This is a genomic window from Mycobacterium sp., from assembly GCF_004298145.1.
Lineage (GTDB): Bacteria > Actinomycetota > Actinomycetes > Mycobacteriales > Mycobacteriaceae > Mycobacterium.
The window spans coordinates 150,875-173,325 of sequence record NZ_SCRH01000033.1 but is presented as its reverse complement, the minus strand read 5'-3'; the positions used below and the strand labels follow the sequence as shown (position 1 = coordinate 173,325).

General features: G+C 65.2%; 24 protein-coding genes and 1 pseudogene. 17 read left to right on the top strand and 8 right to left on the bottom strand.

From position 1 onward, the window contains the following. Position 1: 1 nt before the first annotated feature. The 3 genes from EPN51_RS13315 to EPN51_RS13305 all read right to left on the bottom strand — a co-directional run bounded on the left by EPN51_RS13315 (position 2) and on the right by EPN51_RS13305 (position 2,729). Complete coding sequence (locus tag EPN51_RS13315) at positions 2 to 1,105, bottom strand: inositol-3-phosphate synthase (RefSeq protein ID WP_293043188.1); 1,104 nt, start codon at positions 1,103 to 1,105, stop codon at positions 2 to 4. A 56-nt stretch (positions 1,106 to 1,161) separates the two neighbouring features. Then, complete coding sequence (locus tag EPN51_RS13310) at positions 1,162 to 1,704, bottom strand: PadR family transcriptional regulator (RefSeq protein ID WP_293043185.1); 543 nt, start codon at positions 1,702 to 1,704, stop codon at positions 1,162 to 1,164. A 146-nt stretch (positions 1,705 to 1,850) separates the two neighbouring features. Beyond that, positions 1,851 to 2,729 carry a DUF1707 domain-containing protein gene (locus tag EPN51_RS13305; RefSeq protein ID WP_293043182.1) on the bottom strand — a complete coding sequence of 293 codons (879 nt, stop codon included), beginning with the start codon at positions 2,727 to 2,729 and terminating at the stop codon, positions 1,851 to 1,853. A 122-nt stretch (positions 2,730 to 2,851) separates the two neighbouring features. Between EPN51_RS13305 and EPN51_RS13300 the strand changes: the two genes are divergently transcribed. The 15 genes and pseudogenes from EPN51_RS13300 to EPN51_RS13235 all read left to right on the top strand — a co-directional run bounded on the left by EPN51_RS13300 (position 2,852) and on the right by EPN51_RS13235 (position 16,702). Beyond that, positions 2,852 to 3,286: a DUF5318 family protein gene (locus tag EPN51_RS13300; protein ID WP_293043179.1), complete on the top strand. Its 435-nt coding sequence runs from the start codon at positions 2,852 to 2,854 to the stop codon at positions 3,284 to 3,286. Then, complete coding sequence (locus EPN51_RS13295) at positions 3,283 to 5,901, top strand: transglycosylase domain-containing protein (RefSeq protein WP_293043176.1); 2,619 nt, start codon at positions 3,283 to 3,285, stop codon at positions 5,899 to 5,901. Before EPN51_RS13300 ends, EPN51_RS13295 begins: the two co-directional genes overlap by 4 nt. After that, positions 5,898 to 7,544: a glycosyltransferase family 87 protein gene (locus EPN51_RS13290; RefSeq protein ID WP_293043173.1), complete on the top strand. Its 1,647-nt coding sequence runs from the start codon at positions 5,898 to 5,900 to the stop codon at positions 7,542 to 7,544. The genes EPN51_RS13295 and EPN51_RS13290 overlap by 4 nt, the downstream gene beginning before the upstream one ends. 64 nt (positions 7,545 to 7,608) lie before the next feature. Next, a complete protein-coding gene (locus EPN51_RS13285; RefSeq protein WP_293043170.1) occupies positions 7,609 to 8,250 on the top strand; it encodes a DJ-1/PfpI family protein in 642 nt (213 codons plus the stop codon). 134 nt (positions 8,251 to 8,384) lie between these two features. Further along, on the top strand, positions 8,385 to 8,675 hold the full coding sequence (gene rpsF, locus EPN51_RS13280; protein ID WP_007771721.1) for a 30S ribosomal protein S6: 291 nt from the start codon (positions 8,385 to 8,387) through the stop codon (positions 8,673 to 8,675). Between the two features lie 106 nt (positions 8,676 to 8,781). After that, on the top strand, positions 8,782 to 9,309 hold the full coding sequence (locus EPN51_RS13275) for a single-stranded DNA-binding protein (protein ID WP_293043092.1): 528 nt from the start codon (positions 8,782 to 8,784) through the stop codon (positions 9,307 to 9,309). Between the two features lie 42 nt (positions 9,310 to 9,351). Then, entirely contained in the window at positions 9,352 to 9,606 is a 255-nt protein-coding gene (gene rpsR / locus EPN51_RS13270; protein WP_293043089.1) for a 30S ribosomal protein S18, read from the top strand. 30 nt (positions 9,607 to 9,636) lie between these two features. Continuing rightward, complete coding sequence (gene rplI / locus EPN51_RS13265; RefSeq protein ID WP_293043086.1) at positions 9,637 to 10,095, top strand: 50S ribosomal protein L9; 459 nt, start codon at positions 9,637 to 9,639, stop codon at positions 10,093 to 10,095. Between the two features lie 531 nt (positions 10,096 to 10,626). After that, on the top strand, positions 10,627 to 12,003 hold the full coding sequence (gene dnaB, locus EPN51_RS13260; RefSeq protein ID WP_293043083.1) for a replicative DNA helicase: 1,377 nt from the start codon (positions 10,627 to 10,629) through the stop codon (positions 12,001 to 12,003). Positions 12,004 to 12,320: 317 nt separating this feature from the next. Further along, entirely contained in the window at positions 12,321 to 12,944 is a 624-nt protein-coding gene (locus EPN51_RS13255; protein ID WP_293043080.1) for a Fic family protein, read from the top strand. A 238-nt stretch (positions 12,945 to 13,182) separates the two neighbouring features. Further along, positions 13,183 to 13,407 (top strand): annotated as a pseudogene (locus EPN51_RS29010) (DUF3732 domain-containing protein); the annotation flags it as partial. A 400-nt stretch (positions 13,408 to 13,807) separates the two neighbouring features. After that, positions 13,808 to 14,998, top strand: coding sequence for an FAD-dependent oxidoreductase (locus EPN51_RS13250; RefSeq protein ID WP_293043077.1), 1,191 nt, complete (start codon positions 13,808 to 13,810; stop codon positions 14,996 to 14,998). A gap of 10 nt (positions 14,999 to 15,008) precedes the next feature. Then, positions 15,009 to 15,947: a sigma-70 family RNA polymerase sigma factor gene (locus EPN51_RS13245; RefSeq protein WP_293043074.1), complete on the top strand. Its 939-nt coding sequence runs from the start codon at positions 15,009 to 15,011 to the stop codon at positions 15,945 to 15,947. Positions 15,948 to 15,974: 27 nt separating this feature from the next. Continuing rightward, positions 15,975 to 16,166: a hypothetical protein gene (locus EPN51_RS13240; RefSeq protein WP_293043071.1), complete on the top strand. Its 192-nt coding sequence runs from the start codon at positions 15,975 to 15,977 to the stop codon at positions 16,164 to 16,166. Positions 16,167 to 16,201: 35 nt separating this feature from the next. After that, positions 16,202 to 16,702: a hypothetical protein gene (locus EPN51_RS13235; protein ID WP_293043069.1), complete on the top strand. Its 501-nt coding sequence runs from the start codon at positions 16,202 to 16,204 to the stop codon at positions 16,700 to 16,702. Between the two features lie 86 nt (positions 16,703 to 16,788). On the opposite strand, the gene EPN51_RS29005 is transcribed toward EPN51_RS13235, so the two are convergent. From EPN51_RS29005 to EPN51_RS13225, 3 genes are all read right to left on the bottom strand, one after another. Further along, the gene (locus EPN51_RS29005) at positions 16,789 to 17,031 is read right to left on the bottom strand and encodes a helix-turn-helix domain-containing protein (protein WP_366509433.1); all 243 of its coding nucleotides are present in this window, start codon (positions 17,029 to 17,031) and stop codon (positions 16,789 to 16,791) included. A gap of 214 nt (positions 17,032 to 17,245) precedes the next feature. Continuing rightward, positions 17,246 to 17,959, bottom strand: a complete 714-nt coding sequence (locus EPN51_RS13230) for a hypothetical protein (RefSeq protein ID WP_293043066.1) — start codon at positions 17,957 to 17,959, stop codon at positions 17,246 to 17,248. 25 nt (positions 17,960 to 17,984) lie between these two features. Beyond that, positions 17,985 to 18,377: a cupin domain-containing protein gene (locus tag EPN51_RS13225; RefSeq protein ID WP_293043064.1), complete on the bottom strand. Its 393-nt coding sequence runs from the start codon at positions 18,375 to 18,377 to the stop codon at positions 17,985 to 17,987. Between the two features lie 196 nt (positions 18,378 to 18,573). Here EPN51_RS13225 and EPN51_RS13220 point away from each other — a divergent pair, with 196 nt between their 5' ends. Next, on the top strand, positions 18,574 to 19,167 hold the full coding sequence (locus tag EPN51_RS13220; RefSeq protein ID WP_293043061.1) for a TetR/AcrR family transcriptional regulator: 594 nt from the start codon (positions 18,574 to 18,576) through the stop codon (positions 19,165 to 19,167). 128 nt (positions 19,168 to 19,295) lie between these two features. Here the strand turns inward: EPN51_RS13220 and EPN51_RS13215 are convergent, their stop codons facing one another. Together EPN51_RS13215 and EPN51_RS13210 are read right to left on the bottom strand one after the other, a co-directional pair. Then, positions 19,296 to 20,345: an LLM class flavin-dependent oxidoreductase gene (locus tag EPN51_RS13215; protein ID WP_293043058.1), complete on the bottom strand. Its 1,050-nt coding sequence runs from the start codon at positions 20,343 to 20,345 to the stop codon at positions 19,296 to 19,298. A gap of 11 nt (positions 20,346 to 20,356) precedes the next feature. Then, the gene (locus EPN51_RS13210; RefSeq protein WP_293043055.1) at positions 20,357 to 21,514 is read right to left on the bottom strand and encodes an LLM class flavin-dependent oxidoreductase; all 1,158 of its coding nucleotides are present in this window, start codon (positions 21,512 to 21,514) and stop codon (positions 20,357 to 20,359) included. Positions 21,515 to 21,642: 128 nt separating this feature from the next. Between EPN51_RS13210 and EPN51_RS13205 the strand changes: the two genes are divergently transcribed. Beyond that, complete coding sequence (locus tag EPN51_RS13205) at positions 21,643 to 22,170, top strand: TetR/AcrR family transcriptional regulator (RefSeq protein WP_293043265.1); 528 nt, start codon at positions 21,643 to 21,645, stop codon at positions 22,168 to 22,170. The last annotated feature ends 281 nt before the right edge of the window (positions 22,171 to 22,451 follow it).

The following is a 22,451-nucleotide window of genomic DNA, read 5'->3' as shown; positions in this document are numbered from 1 at the left end:
TTTAGCCCGAGATGAACTCTTCGAGCTGGGTGCGCGCGATGTCGTCGGGCAGCTGCTGCGGCGGGCTCTTCATCAGGTAGGCCGATGCCGGGATCACCGGGCCGCCGATGCCGCGGTCCTTGGCGATCTTGGCGGCACGCACCGCGTCGATGATGACGCCCGCGGAGTTCGGCGAGTCCCACACCTCGAGCTTGTACTCCAGGTTCAGCGGCACGTCACCGAAGGCGCGGCCCTCGAGCCGGACGTAGGCCCACTTGCGGTCGTCGAGCCAGCCGACGTGGTCGGACGGGCCGATGTGCACGTCCTTGGTCTTGAACTCGCGCTGCAGGTTGGAGGTCACGGCCTGGGTCTTGGAGATCTTCTTGGACTCCAGCCGCTCGCGTTCGAGCATGTTGAGGAAGTCCATGTTGCCCCCGACGTTGAGCTGCATGGTGCGGTCCAGCTGCACGCCGCGGTCCTCGAACAGCTTGGCCATCACGCGGTGGGTGATCGTGGCGCCGACCTGGCTCTTGATGTCGTCGCCGATGATCGGGACGCCGGCGTCGGCGAACTTCTTGGCCCACACCGGGTCGGAGGCGATGAACACCGGCAGCGCGTTGACGAACGCCACGCCGGCGTCGATGGCGCACTGGGCGTAGAACTTATCGGCCTCCTCCGAGCCCACCGGCAGGTAGGACACCAGCACGTCGACCTGGGCATCGTTGAGCGCCTGGACCACGTCGACGGCCTCGGCGTCGGACACCTCGATGGTGTCGGCGTAGTACTTGCCGATGCCGTCGAGCGTCGGGCCGCGCTGCACCGTCACGTTGGTGGGCGGCACGTCGGCGATCTTGATGGTGTTGTTCTCCGACGCGAAGATGGCCTCGGACAGGTCGAACCCGACCTTCTTGGCGTCCACGTCGAACGCTGCCACGAACTTCACGTCGCGCACGTGATACTGACCGAACTTCACGTGCATCAAGCCGGGCACGGCGCTGTTCTCGTCGGCGTCGTAGTAATACTGCACGCCCTGAACCAACGAAGACGCGCAGTTACCGACGCCGACAATGGCGACTCGTACCTCCGACTGCGCCTCTTCCGCCTTTGGCGGCTGATGCTCACTCATTTGGGCGTTCTCCTAACCTCTGACCTCTGACTGGGATGCTGCGTTCGTGCCGGGGATTATGTTTGCTCGGAGAGGCCGGGCATAGCCCGCTCCGCAGCAATGAGCTCGTTGAGCCATTTGACTTCGCGCTCACTGGACTCGAGCCCTAATTGATGAAGCTGGCGGGTGTAGCGGTCGAACGAGCTACTGGCCCGCGCCACGGCGTCACGCAGACCCTCCCGCCGTTCCTCAACCTGACGGCGGCGGCCTTCCAGAATGCGCATCCGCGCCTCTGCCGGAGTCCGGTTGAAGAACGCCAGGTGTACCCCGAAGCCGTCGTCGGTGTAGTTGTGCGGACCGGTGTCGGCCACCAGCTCACCGAAACGCCGACGGCCCTCGTCGGTCAGCTGGTAGACGCGCCGGGCCCGCCGGACAGGCGTCCCGGCCGGGGCGGCGTTCTCGGCAATCAACCCTTCGGCCTGCATGCGGCGCAGGGCCGGGTAGAGCGAACCGTACGAAAACGCCCGGAACGCGCCGAGTAAACCGGTCAGCCGTTTGCGCAACTCGTAGCCGTGCATGGGCGACTCGATCAGGAGACCCAGGATGGCAAGCTCCAGCATCGATTCACCCCATTTCATGGCTTGTTACGACGGTCCGACGCCTCGCGCAATCGTATCGCCTCGATATATTAGCCACAACACCACTTGATGTTGGTTTGCAGTTCGTCACACCGCGTGGGGTCTGAATCGTGCCGGGAGACCGGTCTTTACGTGGGCAAACTCAGCTGTTTGACGGTGCCGTCACCGGCGAACGCGATGTAGCCGCCGCCGTAATCGCTGGAGACATATAACGAGAGCGTGAGCGCCCCGGGTGTGGTCGGGTCGGTCGCCGGTTCGACGATCAGGTAGATGGTCTTCACGTCGGACGGCTTCATGCGCAAGGTCTCGGGGGCGCCACGCATGATGCCCACGGCCGCGTTGACGTCGAACTTGCTCAGGTCGACCGGGACGGGACGATCCGAGGAACTCTTGGCCGAGCTGGTCGGATCGCCCCATCCGCCGCGATAGGTGTAGGCCAGCACCCGACGGTCGTCGGAGGGGTCCGCACGGTCCAACGCCGCATAGGTCGGGTAGATCACCAGCCGGTAGCCGATGGTGTTGCCGAACCGTTTGCGCATCTGCTCGAGCAGCCCGGTGAGACCGCCGACCGAGTGCAGCTGCGTGGGCGGGGTCAGCACCACGGCGTTGACCCCGTCGGGTTTCGCTCCGGGGTCCTTGGTGAAGTCCAGCGGCGAGCGGGTGTTGCCGTAGAGACCCCACCCGATGCCCATGCCCAGCAGCACCGACACGACGAAGGCGATCGCCAGCGTGCGCCACCCGCCCAGTCGCGGCCATTTCGGCCGCGAGTCGAGCGCGGGCAGTTGCCGCCCGGTGTTGCTTTGCAGATCGCTCACCAGGGCCTGCAAGTCGCCCAGCGTCACCGCCTTGGTGGCCGCGCCGACCCTTTCGCGATGCTCTTCGGCGGAGACCTCGCCGTCGCTCAGCGCGCCGTCGAGGATCGTGCAGGTGTCCTGACGGTCGGTGTCTTTGGCGCGCGTAGTCGCCGCCACCCCGCCGGCCAGCGGTGTCCCGAGCCATTTCGCCACGGGGACGATCGTAGAAGTCCGGCCCCGATTCGGCACCGAAAATCACCATCGATCACCGCGAGCCGGGCGCCACACATTTGGTTGCGTATCACTGGTCGGGATGGCGTCGTACTCTGGTGGGCGTGCGACTGCAGCGACAGGTGGTGGATTACGCGCTTCGGCGGCGCTCACTGCTGGCCCAGGTGTACTCGGGCCGCACGGGTGTGTCCGAGGTGTGTGACGCGAACCCTTATCTGCTGCGCGCCGCCAAGTTTCACGGGAAACCGAGCCAGGTCATGTGCCCGATCTGCCGTAAGGAGCAGCTGACGCTGGTGTCGTGGGTGTTCGGTGAACACCTGGGTCCGGTCTCGGGCTCGGCGCGTACGGCCGAAGAGTTGGTGATGCTGGCGACCCGGTTCGAGGAGTTCGCGGTCCACGTGGTGGAGGTGTGCCGCACGTGCAGCTGGAATCACCTCGTCAAGTCATATGTGCTCGGTGCGGCGCGCCCGGCATCTCCTCCCAAGGGCACCAGGCGCTCGCGGACGGCGCGCAACGGCGCCCGCACGGCCACTGAATGAGCTCGAATGACGAAGGACGGCACAGTCAGTCGTCCGGTGACCAACGTGGGCCAGGGTCTGAGCAGGTGGGCAACCGCGGCAATGACGACCGTCCGGATCCCGGGCGTCGGGCCGCCGATCCGCAGGATCCGGGGCAACGCAATGCGCCGCCGGCGGCCGACCGCCGCCGCCAGGGTCCGCCCGACGATCGGCTGACGACCATCCTGCCGCCGGTCAGAGATCACCGGGGACCCCGGCGCTCCGACCCCATCGATGAAGTCAAAGCCGCGTTGGCGGGCCCCCCGTCGACACCCTTGCGGCGTGACGCGCTCGACGAGGTCAAGGCCGCCTTGGACAGCCGGGGGCCGGCGTCCGGCCGGCAGGAGCGCGCAAGCTTCGGAGGTCGCCCACCCGGCGGACCTCCCCCTCCTCCCCCGTGGCCTGGGCGGCCCGGGGGGCCCGGCGGGCGGGGGGTCGGACCGTGGCGCGACTGGACGTGGACCCAGCAGATCAACTGGCTGTGGGTACGTCGGGCGGCCTACCTGTGTGCGGCGGTGTTGGTGCTGTTGCCGATCGTCACCTTTGGAATGGCGTACTTCATCGTCGACATTCCCAAGCCGGGTGACCTTCGTACCAACCAGGTTTCGACGATCCTCGCCAGCGACGGCTCGGAGATCGCCAAAATCATTCCGCCGGAGGGCAATCGGGTCGATGTCAACCTGAATCAAGTGCCCGTCCACGTCCGCCAGGCGGTGATCGCCGCCGAGGATCGCAACTTCTATTCCAACCCCGGATTCGACTTCAACGGCTTCGCGCGGGCAGTGAACAACAATCTCTTCGGCAGCGGCGACCTGCAGGGTGGGTCGACGATCACCCAGCAATATGTGAAAAACGCACTGGTGGGTTCGGCGCAACACGGCATCAGCGGTCTGATGCGCAAGGCCAAGGAATTGGTCATCGCCACCAAGATGTCGGGGGAGTGGTCCAAAGACGATGTGCTGCAGGCCTATCTGAACATCATCTACTTCGGCCGAGGTGCCTACGGTATTTCGGCGGCCTCCAAGGCCTATTTCGACAAGCCTGTCGAGCAGCTCACCGTCTCGGAGGGGGCGCTGCTGGCGGCGTTGATTCGACGGCCATCCACCCTGGACCCGGCCGTCGACCCCAAGGGGGCCCTGGCGCGCTGGAACTGGGTGCTCGACGGCATGGTGGAGACCAAGGCGCTGTCGTCGAACGACCGCGCCGCGCAGGTCTTCCCGCAGACTGTGCCGCCCGATCAGGCGCGCGCGCAGAACCAGACGACCGGGCCCAACGGGCTGATCGAGCGTCAAGTGACCAAAGAGCTGATGGAGCTCTTCAACATCGACGAGCGGACGCTGAACACCCAGGGACTTCAGGTCACCACCACCATCGATCCCAAGGCCCAACAGGCCGCCGAAAAGGCGGTGTCGAAATACCTCGACGGCCAAGACCCCGACATGCGCACGGCGGTGGTGTCGGTCGATCCGCACGACGGCTCCATCCGCGCCTACTACGGCGGTAGCGACGCCAACGGCTTCGACTTCGCTCAGGCCGGATTGCAGACCGGGTCGTCGTTCAAGGTGTTCTGCCTGATTGCTGCGCTCGAACAAGGGATCGGCCTGGGCTTCCAGGTGGACAGTTCGCCATTGACCGTCGACGGCATCAAGATCACGAACGTCGAGGGCGAAAGTTGCGGGACGTGCAACATCGCCCAGGCGCTCAAGCAATCGTTGAACACCTCCTACTACCGGCTGATGCTCAAGCTCAAGGGGGGACCGCAGGCCGTTGCCGATGCCGCGCACCAAGCCGGTGTCGCGACCAGCTTCCCCGGTGTGGCCCATACGCTGTCCGAGGACGGTAAGGGTGGACCCCCGAACAACGGAATTGTGTTGGGCCAGTATCAAACCCGGGTGTTCGACATGGCGTCGGCGTATGCCACGCTGGCCGCTTCCGGCGTCTATCACCGGCCGCATTTCGTGCAGAAGGTGGTCAACTCCGACGGCCAGGTGCTTTTCGACGCCGGCAAGTCCGAGAACAACGGTGAGCAGCGCACCCCCAAGGCCGTTGCCGACAACGTGACCGCGGCCATGGCGCCGATCGCCAGCTATTCGCGCGGCCACGCCCTGGCCGGCGGCAGGGCATCGGCGGCCAAGACCGGCACCACGCAGTTGGGTGACACCAACTCGGACAAGGACGCCTGGATGGTCGGCTACACACCGTCGTTGTCGACGGCCGTGTGGCTGGGCACGGCCAAAGGCGACGTGCCGCTGGTAACCGCTTCGGGTTCACCGGTTTACGGGTCGGGCCTGCCATCGGACATCTGGAAGGCCACCATGGACGGGGCGCTCAAGGGCACCTCCAACGAATCCTTCCCCAAGCCGGCCGAGATCGGCGGCTACGCGGGTGTGCCGGCGCCGCCCCCGCCGAAGGCGCCGCCGTTGGAGACCGTCATCCAGCCGACCATCGAGGTGGCACCGGGGATCACCATCCCGGTCGGTCCGCCCACGACGATCACACTGGCGCCACCACCGCCCGCGGGCGGCCCGCCGGGCTCGCAGGAGCCGGGCGGTGGTGTCCCGCCGGGTGGGCCCCAAGCTCCGCCTCCGCCACCGTGACCGGCGCTGGGGAGCACCGCGCCACCATTTCACCGCGTCCGCTGGCTGCGGATCTGCGCAGCGTCGCCAACCGAGACTGCCCGAGCCGCAACGATTTTCTGGGCGCCGCGCTCTCGGAGGTCGTCGGGGGCCCGGTGGGTCGGCACGCGCTGATCGGCCGCGCTCGTTTGATGACCCCGCTGCGGGTGATGTTCTTGATCGGGCTGGTCTTCCTGGCACTCGGCTGGTCCACCAAAGCGGCCTGCCTGCAAAGCACCGGCAGCGGCACCGGCGATCAGCGGGTGGCCAATTGGGACAATCAGCGCGCCTATTACGAGCTGTGCTACTCCGACACGGTGCCGCTCTACGGCGCGGAGTTGTTGAGCCAGGGCAAGTTTCCCTACAAGTCGAGCTGGGTCGAGAAGGACTCCACCGGTGCCCAGCAGATCCGCTACGACGGCCAACCCGCAGTGCGATACATGGAGTATCCGGTGCTGACGGGTGTCTATCAGTACGTGTCGATGGCGTTGGCCAAGACCTACACCGCGCTGAGCAAACTCGCTCCGCTTCCGGTGGTCGCCGAGGTCGTGATGTTCTTCAATGTGGCGGCGTTCGGGTTGGCGCTGGCCTGGCTGGCCACCGTCTGGGCGTCCGCGGGCCTGGCCGGGCGGCGAATCTGGGACGCGGCTCTGGTGGCTGCGTCGCCGGTGTTGATTTTTCAGATCTTCACCAACTTCGACGCGCTGGCAACGGGTTTCGCCATGGCCGGGTTGCTGGCCTGGGCGCGGCGCAAGCCGGTGGTCGCCGGCGTGCTGATCGGATTGGGCGCCGCGGCGAAGCTGTACCCGCTGCTGTTCTTGGGACCCATGCTGCTGCTGGCGATCCGGACCGGGCGTCTGCGGGCGTGGGGCCGCACCGCGGCGGCGGCCCTGACGACCTGGCTGTTGGTGAACCTGCCTGTGCTGGTGTTCTTTCCGCGCGGATGGTCGGAGTTCTTCCGCCTCAATACGCGTCGCGGCGACGACATGGACTCGTTGTACAACGTCGTCAAGTCGTTTACCGGCTGGCGGGGTTTCGATCCCAAGCTCGGGTTCTGGCAGCCGCCGACGGTGCTGAACTCCGTGGTCGCGGTGCTGTTCGTGACATGTTGTGCGGCAATCGCATTCATCATCTTGACGGCTCCGCGGCGGCCGCGGGTGACGCAACTGTTGTTCCTGGTGGTGGCGGCCTTCCTGCTGACCAACAAGGTGTGGAGTCCGCAGTTCTCGCTGTGGCTGGTGCCGTTGGCGGTGCTCGCGCTGCCGCATCGCCGGGTGCTGCTGGCATGGATGACCATCGACGCGCTGGTCTGGGTGCCGCGGATGTACTACCTCTACGGCAACCCGAACCGCTCGCTGCCCGAACAGTTCTTCACGACCACGGTGCTGCTGCGCGACATCGCGGTCATCGCGTTGTGCGCGCTGGTGATTCGTCAGATCTACCGGCCCGACGAGGATCTGGTGCGATGGGGCGGGCGGGTCGACGATCCGGCGGGCGGCCCGTTCGACCGCGCACCTGACGCCCCGCCCGGTTGGCTGCCGGACTGGCTGCGACCGGTGGGGTCGCGCCGCGCGAGCGCACCGGCGTCCGACCCTGCCGAAGAACAACCCGCAATGGCGCCATGACGCGCGCCGGCGACGATGATGCCGGCTCGGACAGCTTTCAAGCCGGGATCGGAGGAGTGGCGCCATGACACAGGTCGCGATTCCGATCTTTCCGCGCTTCACCGCGCTCGACGCGGTGGGTCCCTACGAGGTGCTGCAACGCATCCCGTCGATCGACGTCGTGTTCGTCGGACACCGCCGGGGTGAGGTGCGAACCGAGAACGGAATGCTCGGCATCAGCTGCGACGCCACGTTCGACGAGGTGAGCGCACCGGATGTGGTGGTGTTCCCCGGCGGCATCGGCACCCGCCAGCTGATCCACGATGAGGCCGTCCGGGCCTGGCTGCAGGCGGTACATCCGAACACCGCGTTCACCACCTCGGTGTGCACCGGCGCGCTGCTGCTGGCCGCCGCCGGCTTGCTGGACGGGTTGACCGCCACCACCCACTGGAAAGCCGCCGACCTACTCAACGATTTGGGCGCCCACTATGTAGCCGAGCGAGTGGTCGAACACCTACCGCAGCGGATCGTCACCGCCGCCGGGGTGTCCAGCGGCATCGACATGGCCTTACGTCTGGTGGAGTTGCTCGTCGATCGCCAGGCCGCGCAGGCCGCGCAGCTGCTCATCGAATACGACCCGCAGCCGCCCTTCGACTCCGGTGCGCTCGCCAAGGCCGACCCGGGGACGGTGGCCAGGGCCAAGGAATACTCGACCGCCCGGCAATAGCGAGGTTGCCCCATTGCCCGGATTTTTCTGGTCAGCCCGGTATCCGGTAGCCTGGGGCGGTTGCCGACGCAGGCGACCCTCCTGCCACGGATCGACCGTGGCCGTTTGAGACCAGAGGAGGTGGTGAGGTTTCCATGCGTCCATACGAAATCATGGTCATTCTTGACCCCACGCTCGACGAGCGCACCGTTGCCCCGTCCTTGGAGACGTTCCTCAACGTCGTCCGCAAGGATGGTGGATCTGTCGACAAGGTTGACATCTGGGGCCGCCGCCGGCTGGCCTACGAGATCGCCAAGCACGCCGAAGGCATCTATGTCGTCGTCGACCTGAAAGCCGAGCCGGCGACGGTGTCCGAACTCGACCGCCAGCTGAGCCTCAACGAGTCGGTCCTGCGCACCAAGGTGATGCGCACCGACAAGCACTAACAATCGTGGCCGCGCCGTGGACCCACGGCGGGGTGCACCTGCGTAGGCTTCAGCGAGAACACGCTCATGACATCCACTACCGGAGCGGCGGAACGAGGAGGAAACTGTGGCTGGTGACACCACTATCACCGTTGTCGGAAACCTGACCGCAGACCCTGAACTGCGGTTCACTCCGTCGGGTGCCGCCGTCGCAAATTTCACGGTGGCGTCGACGCCTCGGATCTATGACCGCCAAAGCGGCGAGTGGAAAGACGGCGAGGCGCTGTTCCTGCGGTGCAATATCTGGCGGGAAGCCGCCGAGAATGTCGCCGAAAGCCTTACCCGTGGCTCCCGCGTGATCGTCACGGGCCGGCTCAAGCAGCGTTCGTTCGAGACCCGTGAAGGTGAGAAGCGCACCGTCTTCGAGGTCGAGGTCGACGAGATCGGCCCCTCCCTGCGGTATGCCACCGCCAAGGTCAACAAGGCCTCGCGCAGTGGCGGCGGCGGCGGCGGTGGCGGCGGCTTCGGCGGTGGGGGCGGCGGTGGATCCCGCCAGCAGGCGGCACCGGCGACCAGCGCACCGGCTGACGACCCGTGGGGCAGCGCGCCGGCATCGGGCTCGTTCGGCGGCGGCGACGACGAACCGCCGTTCTGACGCAAAGAACTTCAGTAGTAGAAAAGGGAAAGAAAGACAGACATGGCCAAGTCCAACAAGCGGCGCCCGGCACCGGAAAAGCCGATCAAGGCGCGCAAATGCGTCTTCTGCTCCAAGAAGGGCCAAACGATCGACTACAAGGACACCACGCTGCTGCGCACGTACATCAGTGAGCGCGGCAAGATCCGCGCGCGCCGCGTCACCGGCAACTGCGTGCAGCACCAACGCGACGTCGCGATCGCGGTGAAGAATGCCCGCGAAGTGGCGCTGCTGCCCTTCACCTCCTCGGCGCGATAGCCGCCGAGGGCCAACTGAAAGTACGAAACGATGAAGCTGATTCTGACGGCTGACGTCGACCACCTCGGTGCCGTCGGTGACACTGTCGAGGTCAAGGACGGCTACGGCCGCAACTACCTGCTCGCGCGCGGCCTGGCGATCGTGGCCTCGCGCGGCGCGCAGAAGCAGGCCGACGATATCCGCCGGGCCCGCCAAACCAAGGTGGTGCGCGACCTCGGCCACGCCAATGAACTCAAGACCGCCATCGAGGCGCTGGGGCCGGTCTCGCTGCCCGTGAAGACCGCGGTGGATTCCGGGAAGCTGTTCGGTTCGGTGACCGCCGGCGATGTCGTCGCCGCGATCAAGAAGGCCGGCGGCCCCAACCTGGACAAACGGATCGTCCGGCTGCCCAAGTCGCACATCAAAGCCCTCGGTACCCACCCGGTGGCGGTGCACCTGCACCCGGAGGTCGACGTCGAGGTCGCGGTCGAGGTAGTCGCGCAGAGCTAAGCGCTCAACATTTGCTGATTCCCGGCGGTGGCCTTGATCGGCCGCCGCTGGGCTTCGTTGCGCTGCGGGCTTGTGGCCGCGCTTCGCCCCGTACTGTCGCGGACGCGGTCCCTAGCGAACTATTTCTGTGGTGTCTTCCGCCGGTCCCCTTTACCGGCCCGTAACGCTGGGAAAATGTGGCGGAAAGCCAACACGCCCGGGACGGTAACCTGGCCCGACACGCCGTAGGGATTCTTGTCCACACCAATTTCATGGCGTTGTATGGCCAGTATCTGCACTGATGTCCGAGCCCTTTGCATTAATCCACAGGTTCTCCACACCCCGCTCAACACAGGTGTCGACAGATATGCACACACGATGCACAGCTTCATGAACAGCACCCCTTTTGCCCGGTAGCCAGCAACGTCTAACGTCGTCCCGGCGCCGGGCGTGCGGGTGCTCTGGGGCGAAGGGTGTCAGCACCTGGACCTACTCTGAATGTCGTCTATCGAATGTATGTTCGGATGCGTGGAAAAGGGGCGAAGGGAATCCATGGCGGTCGTCGATGATCTGACGTCGGGCATGGATTCCTCGTCGCCCAGCGAGGACTTCGGGCGGCAGCCACCGCAGGATCTCGCGGCGGAGCAGGCCGTGCTGGGCGGCATGCTGCTGAGCAAGGACGCCATCGCCGATGTGCTCGAGCGGCTGCGGCCCGGAGACTTCTACCGCCCCGCGCACCAGAACGTCTACGACGCGATCCTGGACCTGTATGGGCGTGGTGAGCCGGCCGATGCCGTGACGGTCGCCGCGGAATTGGACCGCCGCAACCTACTGCGCCGGATCGGGGGAGCGCCATATCTGCATACGCTGATCTCGACGGTGCCCACCGCGGCCAACGCGAGCTACTACGCGACCATCGTGGCCGAGAAGGCGCTACTGCGGCGCCTCGTCGAGGCGGGCACGCGAGTAGTCCAGTACGGCTACGCGGGCGCCGAGGGTGCGGATGTGGCCGAGGTGGTCGACCGCGCGCAGGCGGAGATCTACGAGGTTGCCGACCGTCGCACGACGGAGGATTTCGTACCGCTCGAGGATCTGTTGCAGCCGACGATGGACGAGATCGATGCCATCGCGTCGAACGGCGGCGTGGCGCGCGGCGTGCCGACCGGTTTCACCGAACTCGACGAGGTGACCAACGGTCTGCATGCCGGACAGATGATCATCGTGGCGGCCAGGCCGGGCGTGGGGAAATCGACGCTGGGATTAGATTTTTTGCGATCGTGTTCGATCAAGCATCGCATGGCCAGCGTCATCTTCTCGTTGGAGATGAGCAAGTCCGAGATCGTCATGCGGCTGCTGTCGGCGGAAGCGAAAATCAAACTCGCCGATATGCGTTCGGGCCGAATGAGCGACGAAGACTGGACGCGGCTGGCGCGGCGGATGAGCGAAATCAGTGAGGCCCCACTGTATATCGATGACTCGCCCAACCTGACCATGATGGAGATCCGCGCCAAGGCGCGCCGGTTGCGGCAGAAAGCCGACCTGCGTCTGGTAGTGGTCGATTATCTGCAGCTGATGTCGTCGGGAAAGAAGGTTGAGTCGCGCCAGCTAGAGGTATCCGAATTCTCGCGCCAGCTCAAGCTTTTGGCCAAGGAGCTCGAGGTTCCCGTCGTGGCGATCAGCCAGCTCAACCGTGGTCCCGAGCAACGCACCGACAAAAAGCCGATGCTGTCCGACCTTCGTGAGTCGGGATCGCTGGAGCAGGACGCGGACATGGTGATCCTGCTGAACCGGCCGGACGCGTTCGAGCGGGACGATCCGCGCGGGGGAGAGGCGGATTTCATTCTGGCCAAACACCGCAACGGTCCGACCAAGACGGTCACCGTCGCGCACCAGCTGCATCTGTCGCGCTTCGCCAACATGGCGCGGTGAGGTAGAGCTGCTGTAGGTTCAGCAACGCTGTTCAATACCGGGGTGTGTCGGCGACCGCCAAATCGGGGACGCGGGTCGCAAACGGCCTGGTTAGAGGCCACGGTTGGCCGGTAGGATGAGCCAAGGCTTAGAGGAGGTGCAGTCGTGGAACGCCGGACACCAAAGAAGGTGGTGGTGTCGAAGGCTGCCGTCAAGAAGTCAGGGGTGCGCGCCACGAAGGCCTCCGCCAAATTGGAGGGTCGAGTGGTTCCCGCTGGCTACAGACGGTCGGCCACCGTGAGGGCCTACATCGCGAAACAACAGCCGCCTAAGCGCTGATGCCGCTGACGCCGGGCTACGGTGAGACCCCACTTCCACATGACGAACTGACTGCGCTACTCCCTGAGGTTGTCGACGTCCTGGGCACGCCCATCACCCGCGCTGCCGTGTATGACCTCGAACAAGGGCTTCAGGACCGGGTGTTCGATGAACTAATGCCGGCTGCACTCGACGGCTCGTTGCCGCTCGACGAGCTCCTCAGTGACTACTTTGTCCGCGACCTCCACACGCGGATGTTCGGTCCGGTGTGGAACTGGGCCGGACGGTGGCGGCGATTGGAGCTGAACATCGGCGTACCGCCGGAGCAGATTGCCGTTGACCTGCGAAGCGCGCTTGACACCATCGCTTACCGATGGGAGTACACCGACGACTGGACGCCTCGGCAACTGGGTATCGTGGTGCACGCCGAGACTGTGCGCATCCATCCATTTACGGATGGAAATGGGCGTACCACAAGGTTTCTCGCTGACTTAGTGTTCGCGACAGCTCAAGATCCCACCGAACTGCAATACGACTGGGAGCTTGACAAGACGCGGTACATCCAGCTGCTTCGGGCTTACGACGGACACCGAGACGTGGCCGATCTTGCGGCTTTCGTCGGTGTGGAGCCGATCGAGCCGTAAACCCCTGCGAGATTCACGGATCAGAGTTTGCGTGCGACGGCGCGCCCGCGATCCACGTAGCCACCAGAGAAGAAATTCAAGACGCCCTGAGAACCCGGCAACGTCGATCGCGTGCCTCCTAGAAAATGAAGCGCTTCGTGAGACAAACCGCACGCAGCCGCAGTGAGACAGAAACGAAAACCTCAGGTCAGACAAGTCGGCAGATGCGGCCGATCGCGAGAACCTACAACCACCGCAGGCCTTTTATCCATCGGATGCCGCTAAGAACGAAGGGACTGTCGGCGACGCGGACCGCGCCGCCGTGCTGGCGATGTTCACTGTCATGCGCGACGTGGTCGAGACGTTTGCGCCGCGGTTGCAGATTATCGTGAGCGATCACGCTGACCTCGTTGACGAGGGGTGGTTCCAGAACGCGGTAGAACATCGGTGGCCAGCGCCCCCTTCATCGACCGACGGGAGTTAAAGGATGAGCTGGCATTTTGCAGCGAAGATTGACAAGCGTGCACTGATTGTCTGACGCGCTTGCCAATTATGGCCTTTTGCGCGTTGGTACGATCTGGCATTGCGGCCTGTCGTTGACCTGCGAGATGCCGTCTGCCTGATTCGTTTCAGCCCAATAGTTCTGGCATTCGTGGAATCGGGCTTGGGGTTCCCGTGATGCTGGGCGTTGTGCACCCAACACTTTGCGCGGTTCGTGAGCGCAACTCGTCGATGAGGTCGAGAACCTGCGCGGGCTGGCGTGCTCCGGAATGGAGTTCATCCGCTGCGCGAGGCTCGGGGGTGGTCCACGTCACCGGCTGATGCTGTCAGGAATTGGCGGGCTGTCTCGTTCAGGGAGCATGCGAACCAGACAAGAACGAACCATGCAGCACCGCATCGTGGTCCTCGGCGCCGGATACGCCGGTGCCTTCTCCGCCGGATACCTGGCCCGCCAACTCCACTCCGACGACTTCGAGGTCACCGTCGTCAACGCCGAACCCGATTTCGTCGAGCGGCTGCGCCTGCATCAACTCGCCGCCGGGCAGGATCTCCGCCACCGGCCGCTGGCGGAGGTGTTCGCGGGCACCGGCATCCGGCTACGACTGGCGCTGGTAACGAACGTCGACGCCGAGCACCGGACTGTCACAGTCGCCGACGGCGAGGGCATCGACCGCCTCAAATATGACACCCTCCTCTACGCGCTCGGCAGCACCGCCGCCGACCACGGCGTTCCGGGCGTCGAGGAGCACGCGTTCCACGTGGCCGCGCGGCCGTCCGCGCTGCGCCTGCGCGCACACCTGGATGAGCTGGGCGAGGACGGGAAGGTGCTGGTAGTCGGAGGCAATCTGACCGCGATCGAGGCCGCCACCGAGATCGCCGAATCCCGTCCAGGACTTCGGGTCAGCCTCGCCACCAGCGGTGAACTGGGCGGCTGGCTGGGCACGAAGGCCCGCCGTCACCTCCTGCGTGCCGTCGACCGGTTTGGAATCACGGTCCACGAACACACCACCATCGAGCGCGTCGAGGAGGCGCTGGCGGTCGCCGCCGACGGCACCGCTTTCGACTCCGACGCGACCGTGTGGGCCGCCGGCTTCGCCGTCCATCCGATCGCCGCCGCCAGCGGCCTCGCGGTGGAACCCAATGGCCAGATCACGGTCGACCGTCAGATGCGGTCGGTCTCGCACCCGGATGTCTACGTTGCCGGTGACAGCACCTTCGTCATCGGCGAGAACGGTCGGCCGTTGCCGATGTCCTGCGCGTCCGCGGGATTCACCAGCATGCAGGCGACGGCCGCGATCATCGGGGACCGGACCGGGCGCAAGATCGCGATGACCTCGCTGTCGTATGTCGGCAACCACATCAGCCTCGGCCGGAAGGACGGGATCTTCCAGCTGGTCGACCGTGACGTGCGATCGAAGTCGTGGGCCCTACGTGGCCGGGCGGCCGCGCGGGTCAAGTCGGCAGTCCTCAAGACTGGCGCCTGGGCCCTTAGCCACCCGACTTTCGGAAGGCCGAGTCACAAGTACCGCTTGGCCAGCACCCGAGAGCACGCGCCCGACACGGTCGCCGGATAGCGTCGTGCTCATGGACACTCCCGCCGTGGCGCGTTTCGAGGCCAGCCGGAATCGCCTGGCCTCGCTCGCGTACCGTCTGCTCGGGTCGGCCGCCGACGCCGAGGACACGGTGCAGGACGCGTTCCTGCGGTGGCAGGCCGCCGACCGGGAGTACGTCGAGGCGCCCGAGGCGTGGCTGACCAAGATCGTCACCAACCTGGCGCTCGATCGGCTCCGCTCGGCGAAGGTGCGGCGCGAACGCGCGGTCGGCGCCTGGATGCCCGAACCGCTCCTCGACGGCGACCCGATGCTGGGCCCGGCCGACACCGTCGAGCAGCGCGAATCGGTGACCCTGGCGGTACTGACGCTCATGGAGCGTCTGTCGCCGGTCGAACGGGCCGTTTACGTGCTGCGCGAGGCATTTTCGTACAGCCACGCCGAGATTGCCGAGATTCTCGGCATCACCGAGTCCGGAAGTCAGCAACACACCCACCGAGCCCGGCGCCGAATCGCCGCCGCCCGCAACGACACTGACATCGACCATGCCGCCGCGCGCCGAATCGTCGAGGCGTTCGTCGCTGCCGCCTCCTCGGGCCGGACCGAACTGCTGGTGGCGCTGCTGACCGACGACGCGACCGCCATCTCCGACGGTGCCGGCGGGCTGGCCGAGAAGCTGATCCGGTACTCGACCCCGGAGCGGATCGCCGCCGCGGTGCGGGCCGGCTTCAAACCGTCTCCGGCGAAGCGGAGATTGGCCGGTGGCTCACCCTCGATCCATGCCGCGGTGGTCAACGGCTGCCCGGCCATGCTGCTCACGCTCGATGACCGGGTCCTGGGTGTCACGATCCTGGAGATCCGTGACGACAAGATCGCAGGCGTGCGCGGCATAGCCGCCCGGGACCGACTCGGTCGCCTCACCGAGGAATGGCTGCGGCAGGAGCATGATGTTCCGCTCATCGAATCATGGTAATCGGATGTCCGACAATCGATCTCACATTTGTCCGTCGATTCCACTGTCGAGCCGACTCTGGTCAACGGTAGCCCCGCGCTGGTTCTGCACGTCGACGGTGAACTCGACGGCGTCAACGCGATGCGTGTCGAGGACACCCGCATCACCGGCCTCTACTTCGTCCGCAACCCGCAGAAGCTGACCCACATCCAATCCGCGACCCCACTCACCCTGCGATGAGTATCGTTCACGGCCAGACTGTCCGAGGAGTAGACATGACCGACGCCACGACCCAGTTCACCGACCGCCCGGCCGCGGGTCCGGGTACGGGCGAGGCGCGCGACGCGATCCAGACAGGCCTGGACAGGGCCGTCGAGACCGGCCTGCTCGCGATGGCCGTCGGCCGCGTCGGGGGTGGCGCGGCGAGCCGCGTCACTCCGAGCGGCACGGCACGGTTCTTTGGCGCAGCCGCCGAGCGGTCCCCGGAGTTCGACTACGTCGTCCGCGTCTGCGGGATCCGAGCCATGGCCCTAGGCCTCGGCTACCTGTCGACCACGGGTGACGCCCGCCGTCGCTGGCAGCAGCTCGCGCTGCTCTGCGACATCTCCGACGTCGTGGCGGGAATCGGCGATCTGGTGCGGGGCAAGGTCCCACGCAGCACCGCTCTTGGGGCGACGCTGCGCGCCGGCATCTTCGCTGCCATCGGCGCCGCACGGATCGCCCGCGACCGCGGGACTGTCCCGAGAACAGTCAACGCCCCGCCGCCGACTAAGTGAGTGTGCGACAGGGCTGTTGGGGCGGATCAATGCATCGGCGAACATCCCTGGGGCTACCTGCGGCCGGCGACCAAAGACCGCAGCCATCAACCCATACAGCCGCCGAACTGTAGCGCGAATGTCCCCTGCGTCTCCGGCCAGGAAATACTCGATTTCGGCCGGGGGCTGCGGCGCTCAAAGATTACGCATAGCAGACCGTCGCGTGTGCCAAAGCTGACATACAAGCTCGGGATCGAGAATCCAGCGCGGTCGACGATGGCTTCAAATGCGGTTGCTGCCAAGCCACTTTCGGTGATCAAGGCGGCGGCGTCAAGTGCGCGTGTGCGCACTGGTGGGTCTCCGCCCGGGTCGACTCCGCGGGCGCGCACAGCTTCATCCAATGGGGCGCGCGACCCGCCAAGTCGCCGAAACAAGGTACTGCGCGAGATCCTCGCGTGACAGGCGATCGCAGCGACGGGCACGTCGGCAACATCTCTGCCGAGTTCCTCGGCGGCCCGCAGGGCCGCATTCAATCGGAACAAAACCTGGGGTGGTTCAGACCGCTTACGCGGTGGCAGACATCTGAGAGCGCTGCGCGCGTTGCAGCGTTCGTGTTATCTGTATGGCCATCGTCACGAACCATGTGCAGTAGACGATCGCGGGAACCCAGAACGCGAATATGCCGTTCCACGCCAACGGCCCCTGATGGAATAGGGTCATCGTTCCACCGGGAATGTAGAGCAGCGCGCACCATAGATTGAAATATCCGAGCCAGCGCGGGAACACATCCTGGTCGGGATCGCCGGCCAGGATGACGATGCCAACGCAGATCGCCTGGACGACGATCAGACAGAACGGCATTACGGTGAAAAACCAGGCGATGTCGTTCAGCGTCTGCGTCGCCTCCGCCGACCGCTCGGGCCGGTATGCGGCAATGCTCCAGAACATCGCCTCGGTCAAGAACATCATGATGCCGGTCGCCCCGGCGCCGAACTGGGTGAGGCTGAGGACGGGCGCGTCCCGGCCTTCGATGCGCCGCATATGGATTGCGACTACGGCCCCGAACGGCGCGACGACACCGCTCGAGGCCACCATGATGATCGTCCCGATGCGGATCTGGTTCGCGTGGCCGACGTAGATCCGCTGGATCTCCAGCGCGCCCGCGCTCGGGTTGTGCGGTGGGAAGAACCCGGCGATCGCGAACCCCACGAAGAATGTCGCGATCGCCGCGGGACCTGCCCAGGCGCAGGCCAGCTGAGTGCGCGTGCTGAACGGCATCGGTGCGCGGTAGTGAACCGGAACGTTACGACGCCTGTGCAGCGAGCAGGTTACGGTGGACCACCTCGAGTGTCTGACCGCCTTCTTCTTTGGTGCTGAAGAATAGGCATTTGGCACCTTGGTAGGTGATCGGGATGTGGCCTGGGCGGACGTAGAACGCGCTGCCGGCGGGGAACTCCTCAGTTGTGCCGTCGTCGTAACGCATGCCGACTCTGCCTTCGAACACGTAACCCCAGTGTGGTGACTGGCAGTGATCCTGGGGTAGGCCTTTCATCTCCTCGCCCCAATCCTTGTCCTTCAGGTAGGTCTCGAAGGAGACAAGAAAGGCGCGATCGGCGGCGATCTCTCCAGCACGGAACTCGCAGAATCCGGGGAAATTGACGACCTGCGGAACGGTGTCCGACGAGATACTTGGCATGGAAACCCTCCTGTCCAAGGATGTCTCGCGAACCCGACCGGCGCGAGCGGTAGAACCATAACTGGAGTTTTACACGCGTGTCAACATTAGGTGCTACGCATGTCGGCTTCTCGATTGAGATGATCAAGCGGTGCCTCCGAAACGAATCGGGCAAAGCGAACGAGGAGATCGGCGACGCGACGCGTTCTTGTCCGCGTTGGCCGAGCTGATTGAGGAACGGCCCTACCACGAGATCACCGTCAACGAGATTGCCGCCAGGGCGGGGGCGACCCGACCGGTGTTCTATTTCTATTTCCCGACCAAGGGCGCCGCACTCGCCGCTGTACTCGGGGAATTCACCGAACAGCTTCTCCAGGCAACGAAGGAGCTCTGGGTGGAACGAGACACGTCTCCCCGGGTGAGTGTTGCCCACGGTACGCGGCACACAGTCGAATTGTGGAGCTCTCACGCCCGGCGCTTCGTCGCGCTGCTGGATGCCGAAGCCAGTGACCCCGAGGCCGCGCGCGCGTGGGCCGACTTTCGCGCGCGGATGGCTGCGTTTATCGCGCCCGTTGTCGAACAAGAACGGGCAGACGGCGTGGCTACCGAAGGACCTCCTGCAGCCACCTACGTTCGAATCCTGTTGGGAATGAACTGGCAAGCTTTCGAGACTGAGGTACGGCAGATCGTCGCAACCGGCCAGCGCACACCCGGACTTGCCGAGGCGCTCACCGAGATTTGGATCCGCGCGCTCTATGAGCCCCTGACCGGATTGGGTACGAACCGCAGCGGCAACGATCACCACGCGTAGCGCCCTATGCGGTCTCCACCGACACCGCGCGGTCTCGATGAGGCGTTCTAGACCGGTGTCGCAGGAGGCCTAGTGACCGTGCGGAAGCCTTGGGCGCCCGATGCTTTCAACCGCACGCGGGTACGGTGTCAGGCGCGGGAGCGCGCGAAGGCCTGCACCATGGTGCGGAACGCGTCGGCGCTGGCGGCTTCGTCGATCGGCGGCACATAGGGCGTGTGCAGCACGATGTGCGGCAGAACCCTTTCGTAGGCGGCTAATTGTTCGGCCACCTCTTCGGGTGTCCCCGCGATCGCGAAGGTGCGCACCAGTTCGTCGGAGGCCGCCGTAGTCAGCGCCCCGATGCCCTCGGTGAGCAACTTCATCAACACGTGATCGCGGTCTTCCTGTAGCCCCATGAACTCGATCGGGGTGCTGCCCACCGGGTATGCCACGTAGTTGCCCACCTGGATCCGGGCACGGCGGATCGCCTCGTCGCGATCGTGGGACACGCTGCAGATCACCAGCGCTGTCACGTCGATCTCGGACGGGTCCCGGCCCGCCTTGGCGGCACCTTCGGCGACATGCGGCAGCACCTGCTGCTCGATGAACGACGGCGTACACAGGAATCCCAGCGCACCGTCGGCGATCTCGCCGGCCAGACGCAGCATGCCCGGCTTGAGGCCGGCCAGATAGATCGGAATCCTGGGGCGGACAAGGTTTCTGGTTCCCCACGGGTTAACCGGCGGGTTGGCGGCACGGTAGAACTTGCCCTGGAAGTCGAACGGCTCGTCGGTGCCGAAATGATCCCAGATCTGACGTACCGCCGTGATGTACTCGCGTAGCCGCGCCAGCGGCTTGTCGATCTCGCCGCCGTTGTACACATCGGTCCAGCCTGCGCCGCCGGTGGCCAGGCCCAGAATCGTGCGGCCACCAGAGAGTTCGTCGATATCGGCGGCGGCGTTGGCCATCTCGAACGGGGTGCGGGCCACCGCGGTGGCGATACCGGTGGCCAACGAGATCCGGTTGGTGGCCTGCGCATTCAGTCCGTGGGTGATGAACGGGTTGCGAAAGAACTCGTAATCCCACACCGAGTCGAAGCCGGCTTCCTCGGCCAGTGCGGCGAATTCGGGATAGCGCGCATACGGTTGGTTGAGCATCGGGAGCGAGACGCCGAGACGGCTCGGATTTCCTTGCGACATATGGGTTCTCCTTAGGAGGTGAGGACTCCCGCGCCCTTCAGCTGGGCGCAGACCTGCAGGATCGTCTCGAACGCTCGCGGTTGTTCCTCGGCCTCGAAGATCGCCGGGGCGAGGTCGCTCGGCGCGATGTAGTCAGCGCCCGCGTCGACGTACCTCTGGAGTTCGGCGGCCACCTCGTCGGGCGTGCCGATGATGTAGGACTTCTCAACCATGGACGGCGTCACGGAGGCGACGACCTCGTCGACCTCGGCCCTGCTCATCTGGTGCGGCAGCATCTTCAGCGCGTAGTGCCAGTTCTCCTCGAATATCAACTGCTCGCCCTCGTCGCGCCAGGCGCCGTGATGCAGTCGCCCGAACACCGCTGCCATCCACTTCGTGATCGGGCTGTTGAGCAGGCGTTCGCGCTCGTCCTCGCTGCGGTAGGCGATGACGAACGGCCAGAATCCGTTGGTGAACTTCTCCGGGTCGCGGCCCTTCTTCTCCAGCTGGGCGTCGATCTTCGCGACCTGTTCGCCCCACTGCTCCGGCGTGGTGAATGCGCTGGGCACCATGCTGATGAAGCCGTCGGCGTAGGTGGTCGCGATGTCGATCAGCTGGGGGCCGCCGCCGAGTGCCCAGATCTCGGGGACCTTGGGGAAGTGGGTGCCGATCCATGCGCCGGAGTAGTTCCAGTGGTTGCCGTCGTGGCTAACCAGCCCGTCGGTGGACAGCAGCTTACGCACGATGGCGAAGATGTCCTCCATTCGAGACAGGCCCTGGGATCGCTTCCAGCCGAACGGCTTACACTGCTTGAGCTCGCCCGCTGCCAACTGCAGAGCCACCTTGGCCGGTGTGGCCGACGCGAGAGTGAGGATCTGTTGTAGCAACTCGGCGGGCCCGTTGCGCACCGCGTCCAGGGTGGTGGTGATGTTCAGCCTGCTCGTCGCGGTGGCGGCCAGCAGCGCGACCATCGCGGCGTTGTAGTACGAGTCGCAGTCGGCGCTGAGGTTGGCCATGGGAGTGACATCGGGCCGCCACAGCGCCTGCGGGAAGAAGCTGACCAACTGGTCCCAGGTCTGGAACCAGTCGACAACACCGGTCGCCTCGATCTGCCTGGCGAAATCAGCGCCGGCCTGGGGCGGGAGATAGCGGCTCGGCCAGTAGTTAAGGGCCACGTCGACAGTCGTCATCGTCTGCTCGATTCCGGGGGGTTATTGTAGAGTGAACACTCTATAGTTGATCCCTCGGGAATTTCAAGATGTCGAATATCAATAATCTTGGCCGCAGACGCAGAACCAGGGCTGAGGTCCAGGTGCTTATGCTGGATGCCGCGCGAGAGGTGTTCGCGGTCAAGGGTTTCAACGCCACGACTCGGGAGATCGCCGAGCGAGCGACGGTCACCGAACAGCTCTTGTTCAACCACTTCGAGTCCAAACAACAGCTGTTCGCCGCCGCGGTGCTACGACCCTTCGAGGCACTGGTCGAGCAGCAGCTGGTCGAATGGCAGCACACGGTGGCCTCGGGCACCGAACCGCACCGGATGATGCGCGTCTACGTCGAGGGGCTATGGGCCCTGGTCCGCGACAACCGGGCGCTGTTCCGCGCGCTGAGCACCGACCCCTTTGGCGCGCATGTGACACCGGTGCTGGATCGGCTTGAGCAGCTGACAGGCGAGATCGCGCAGCGGCAGGGCTATTCCTACGATCCGCATATCGCGGTGCGCATCGTATTCGCGGCGGTCACGACGTTGGCGCTGCACGAAGAGGCGACAGCGGGCCGCAGTGAGGCCGATATCGTCGACGGACTCGCCAAGATCTTCGACGCGGGACTGACCAGGAGGCGCTAGCTCGACGACGAATACGCCCGCGCATCTTCGAATCAGCTTTTGAACAACGCTGCCAGTCAACGCGATCGGAAGCGATCCCGCTGCACAGAGGTATTGGCGGCATTAGACCCACCGACACGACGTGAGGGTGTTGAGCCAGTGATGTTTATGATACAAACTATCTCAATCAAATGTCCCCGTGAAGTATGTGCTGCACAAGCCAGATGTGGCTGAGTTCGACGCAATTGTCGCGCACAAACCAGTCGTCTTCGCGCTGCGCGCTCTTGCAATGATCGGCAACT

What these genes read in the sequence shown, in the direction of transcription:
- EPN51_RS13315 (WP_293043188.1), bottom strand. Translation starts at nt 1,105, where the DNA reads ATGAGTGAGCATCAGCCGCCAAAGGCGGAAGAGGCGCAGTCGGAGGTA.
- EPN51_RS13310 (WP_293043185.1), bottom strand. Translation starts at nt 1,704, where the DNA reads ATGCTGGAGCTTGCCATCCTGGGTCTCCTGATCGAGTCGCCCATGCAC.
- EPN51_RS13295 (WP_293043176.1), top strand. Translation starts at nt 3,283, where the DNA reads ATGAGCTCGAATGACGAAGGACGGCACAGTCAGTCGTCCGGTGACCAA.
- EPN51_RS13285 (WP_293043170.1), top strand. Translation starts at nt 7,609, where the DNA reads ATGACACAGGTCGCGATTCCGATCTTTCCGCGCTTCACCGCGCTCGAC.
- rpsF (WP_007771721.1), top strand. Translation starts at nt 8,385, where the DNA reads ATGCGTCCATACGAAATCATGGTCATTCTTGACCCCACGCTCGACGAG.
- rpsR (WP_293043089.1), top strand. Translation starts at nt 9,352, where the DNA reads ATGGCCAAGTCCAACAAGCGGCGCCCGGCACCGGAAAAGCCGATCAAG.
- rplI (WP_293043086.1), top strand. Translation starts at nt 9,637, where the DNA reads ATGAAGCTGATTCTGACGGCTGACGTCGACCACCTCGGTGCCGTCGGT.
- dnaB (WP_293043083.1), top strand. Translation starts at nt 10,627, where the DNA reads ATGGCGGTCGTCGATGATCTGACGTCGGGCATGGATTCCTCGTCGCCC.
- EPN51_RS13255 (WP_293043080.1), top strand. Translation starts at nt 12,321, where the DNA reads ATGCCGCTGACGCCGGGCTACGGTGAGACCCCACTTCCACATGACGAA.
- EPN51_RS13250 (WP_293043077.1), top strand. Translation starts at nt 13,808, where the DNA reads ATGCAGCACCGCATCGTGGTCCTCGGCGCCGGATACGCCGGTGCCTTC.
- EPN51_RS13245 (WP_293043074.1), top strand. Translation starts at nt 15,009, where the DNA reads ATGGACACTCCCGCCGTGGCGCGTTTCGAGGCCAGCCGGAATCGCCTG.
- EPN51_RS13235 (WP_293043069.1), top strand. Translation starts at nt 16,202, where the DNA reads ATGACCGACGCCACGACCCAGTTCACCGACCGCCCGGCCGCGGGTCCG.
- EPN51_RS13230 (WP_293043066.1), bottom strand. Translation starts at nt 17,959, where the DNA reads ATGCCGTTCAGCACGCGCACTCAGCTGGCCTGCGCCTGGGCAGGTCCC.
- EPN51_RS13225 (WP_293043064.1), bottom strand. Translation starts at nt 18,377, where the DNA reads ATGCCAAGTATCTCGTCGGACACCGTTCCGCAGGTCGTCAATTTCCCC.
- EPN51_RS13215 (WP_293043058.1), bottom strand. Translation starts at nt 20,345, where the DNA reads ATGTCGCAAGGAAATCCGAGCCGTCTCGGCGTCTCGCTCCCGATGCTC.
- EPN51_RS13210 (WP_293043055.1), bottom strand. Translation starts at nt 21,514, where the DNA reads ATGACGACTGTCGACGTGGCCCTTAACTACTGGCCGAGCCGCTATCTC.
- EPN51_RS13205 (WP_293043265.1), top strand. Translation starts at nt 21,643, where the DNA reads ATGCTGGATGCCGCGCGAGAGGTGTTCGCGGTCAAGGGTTTCAACGCC.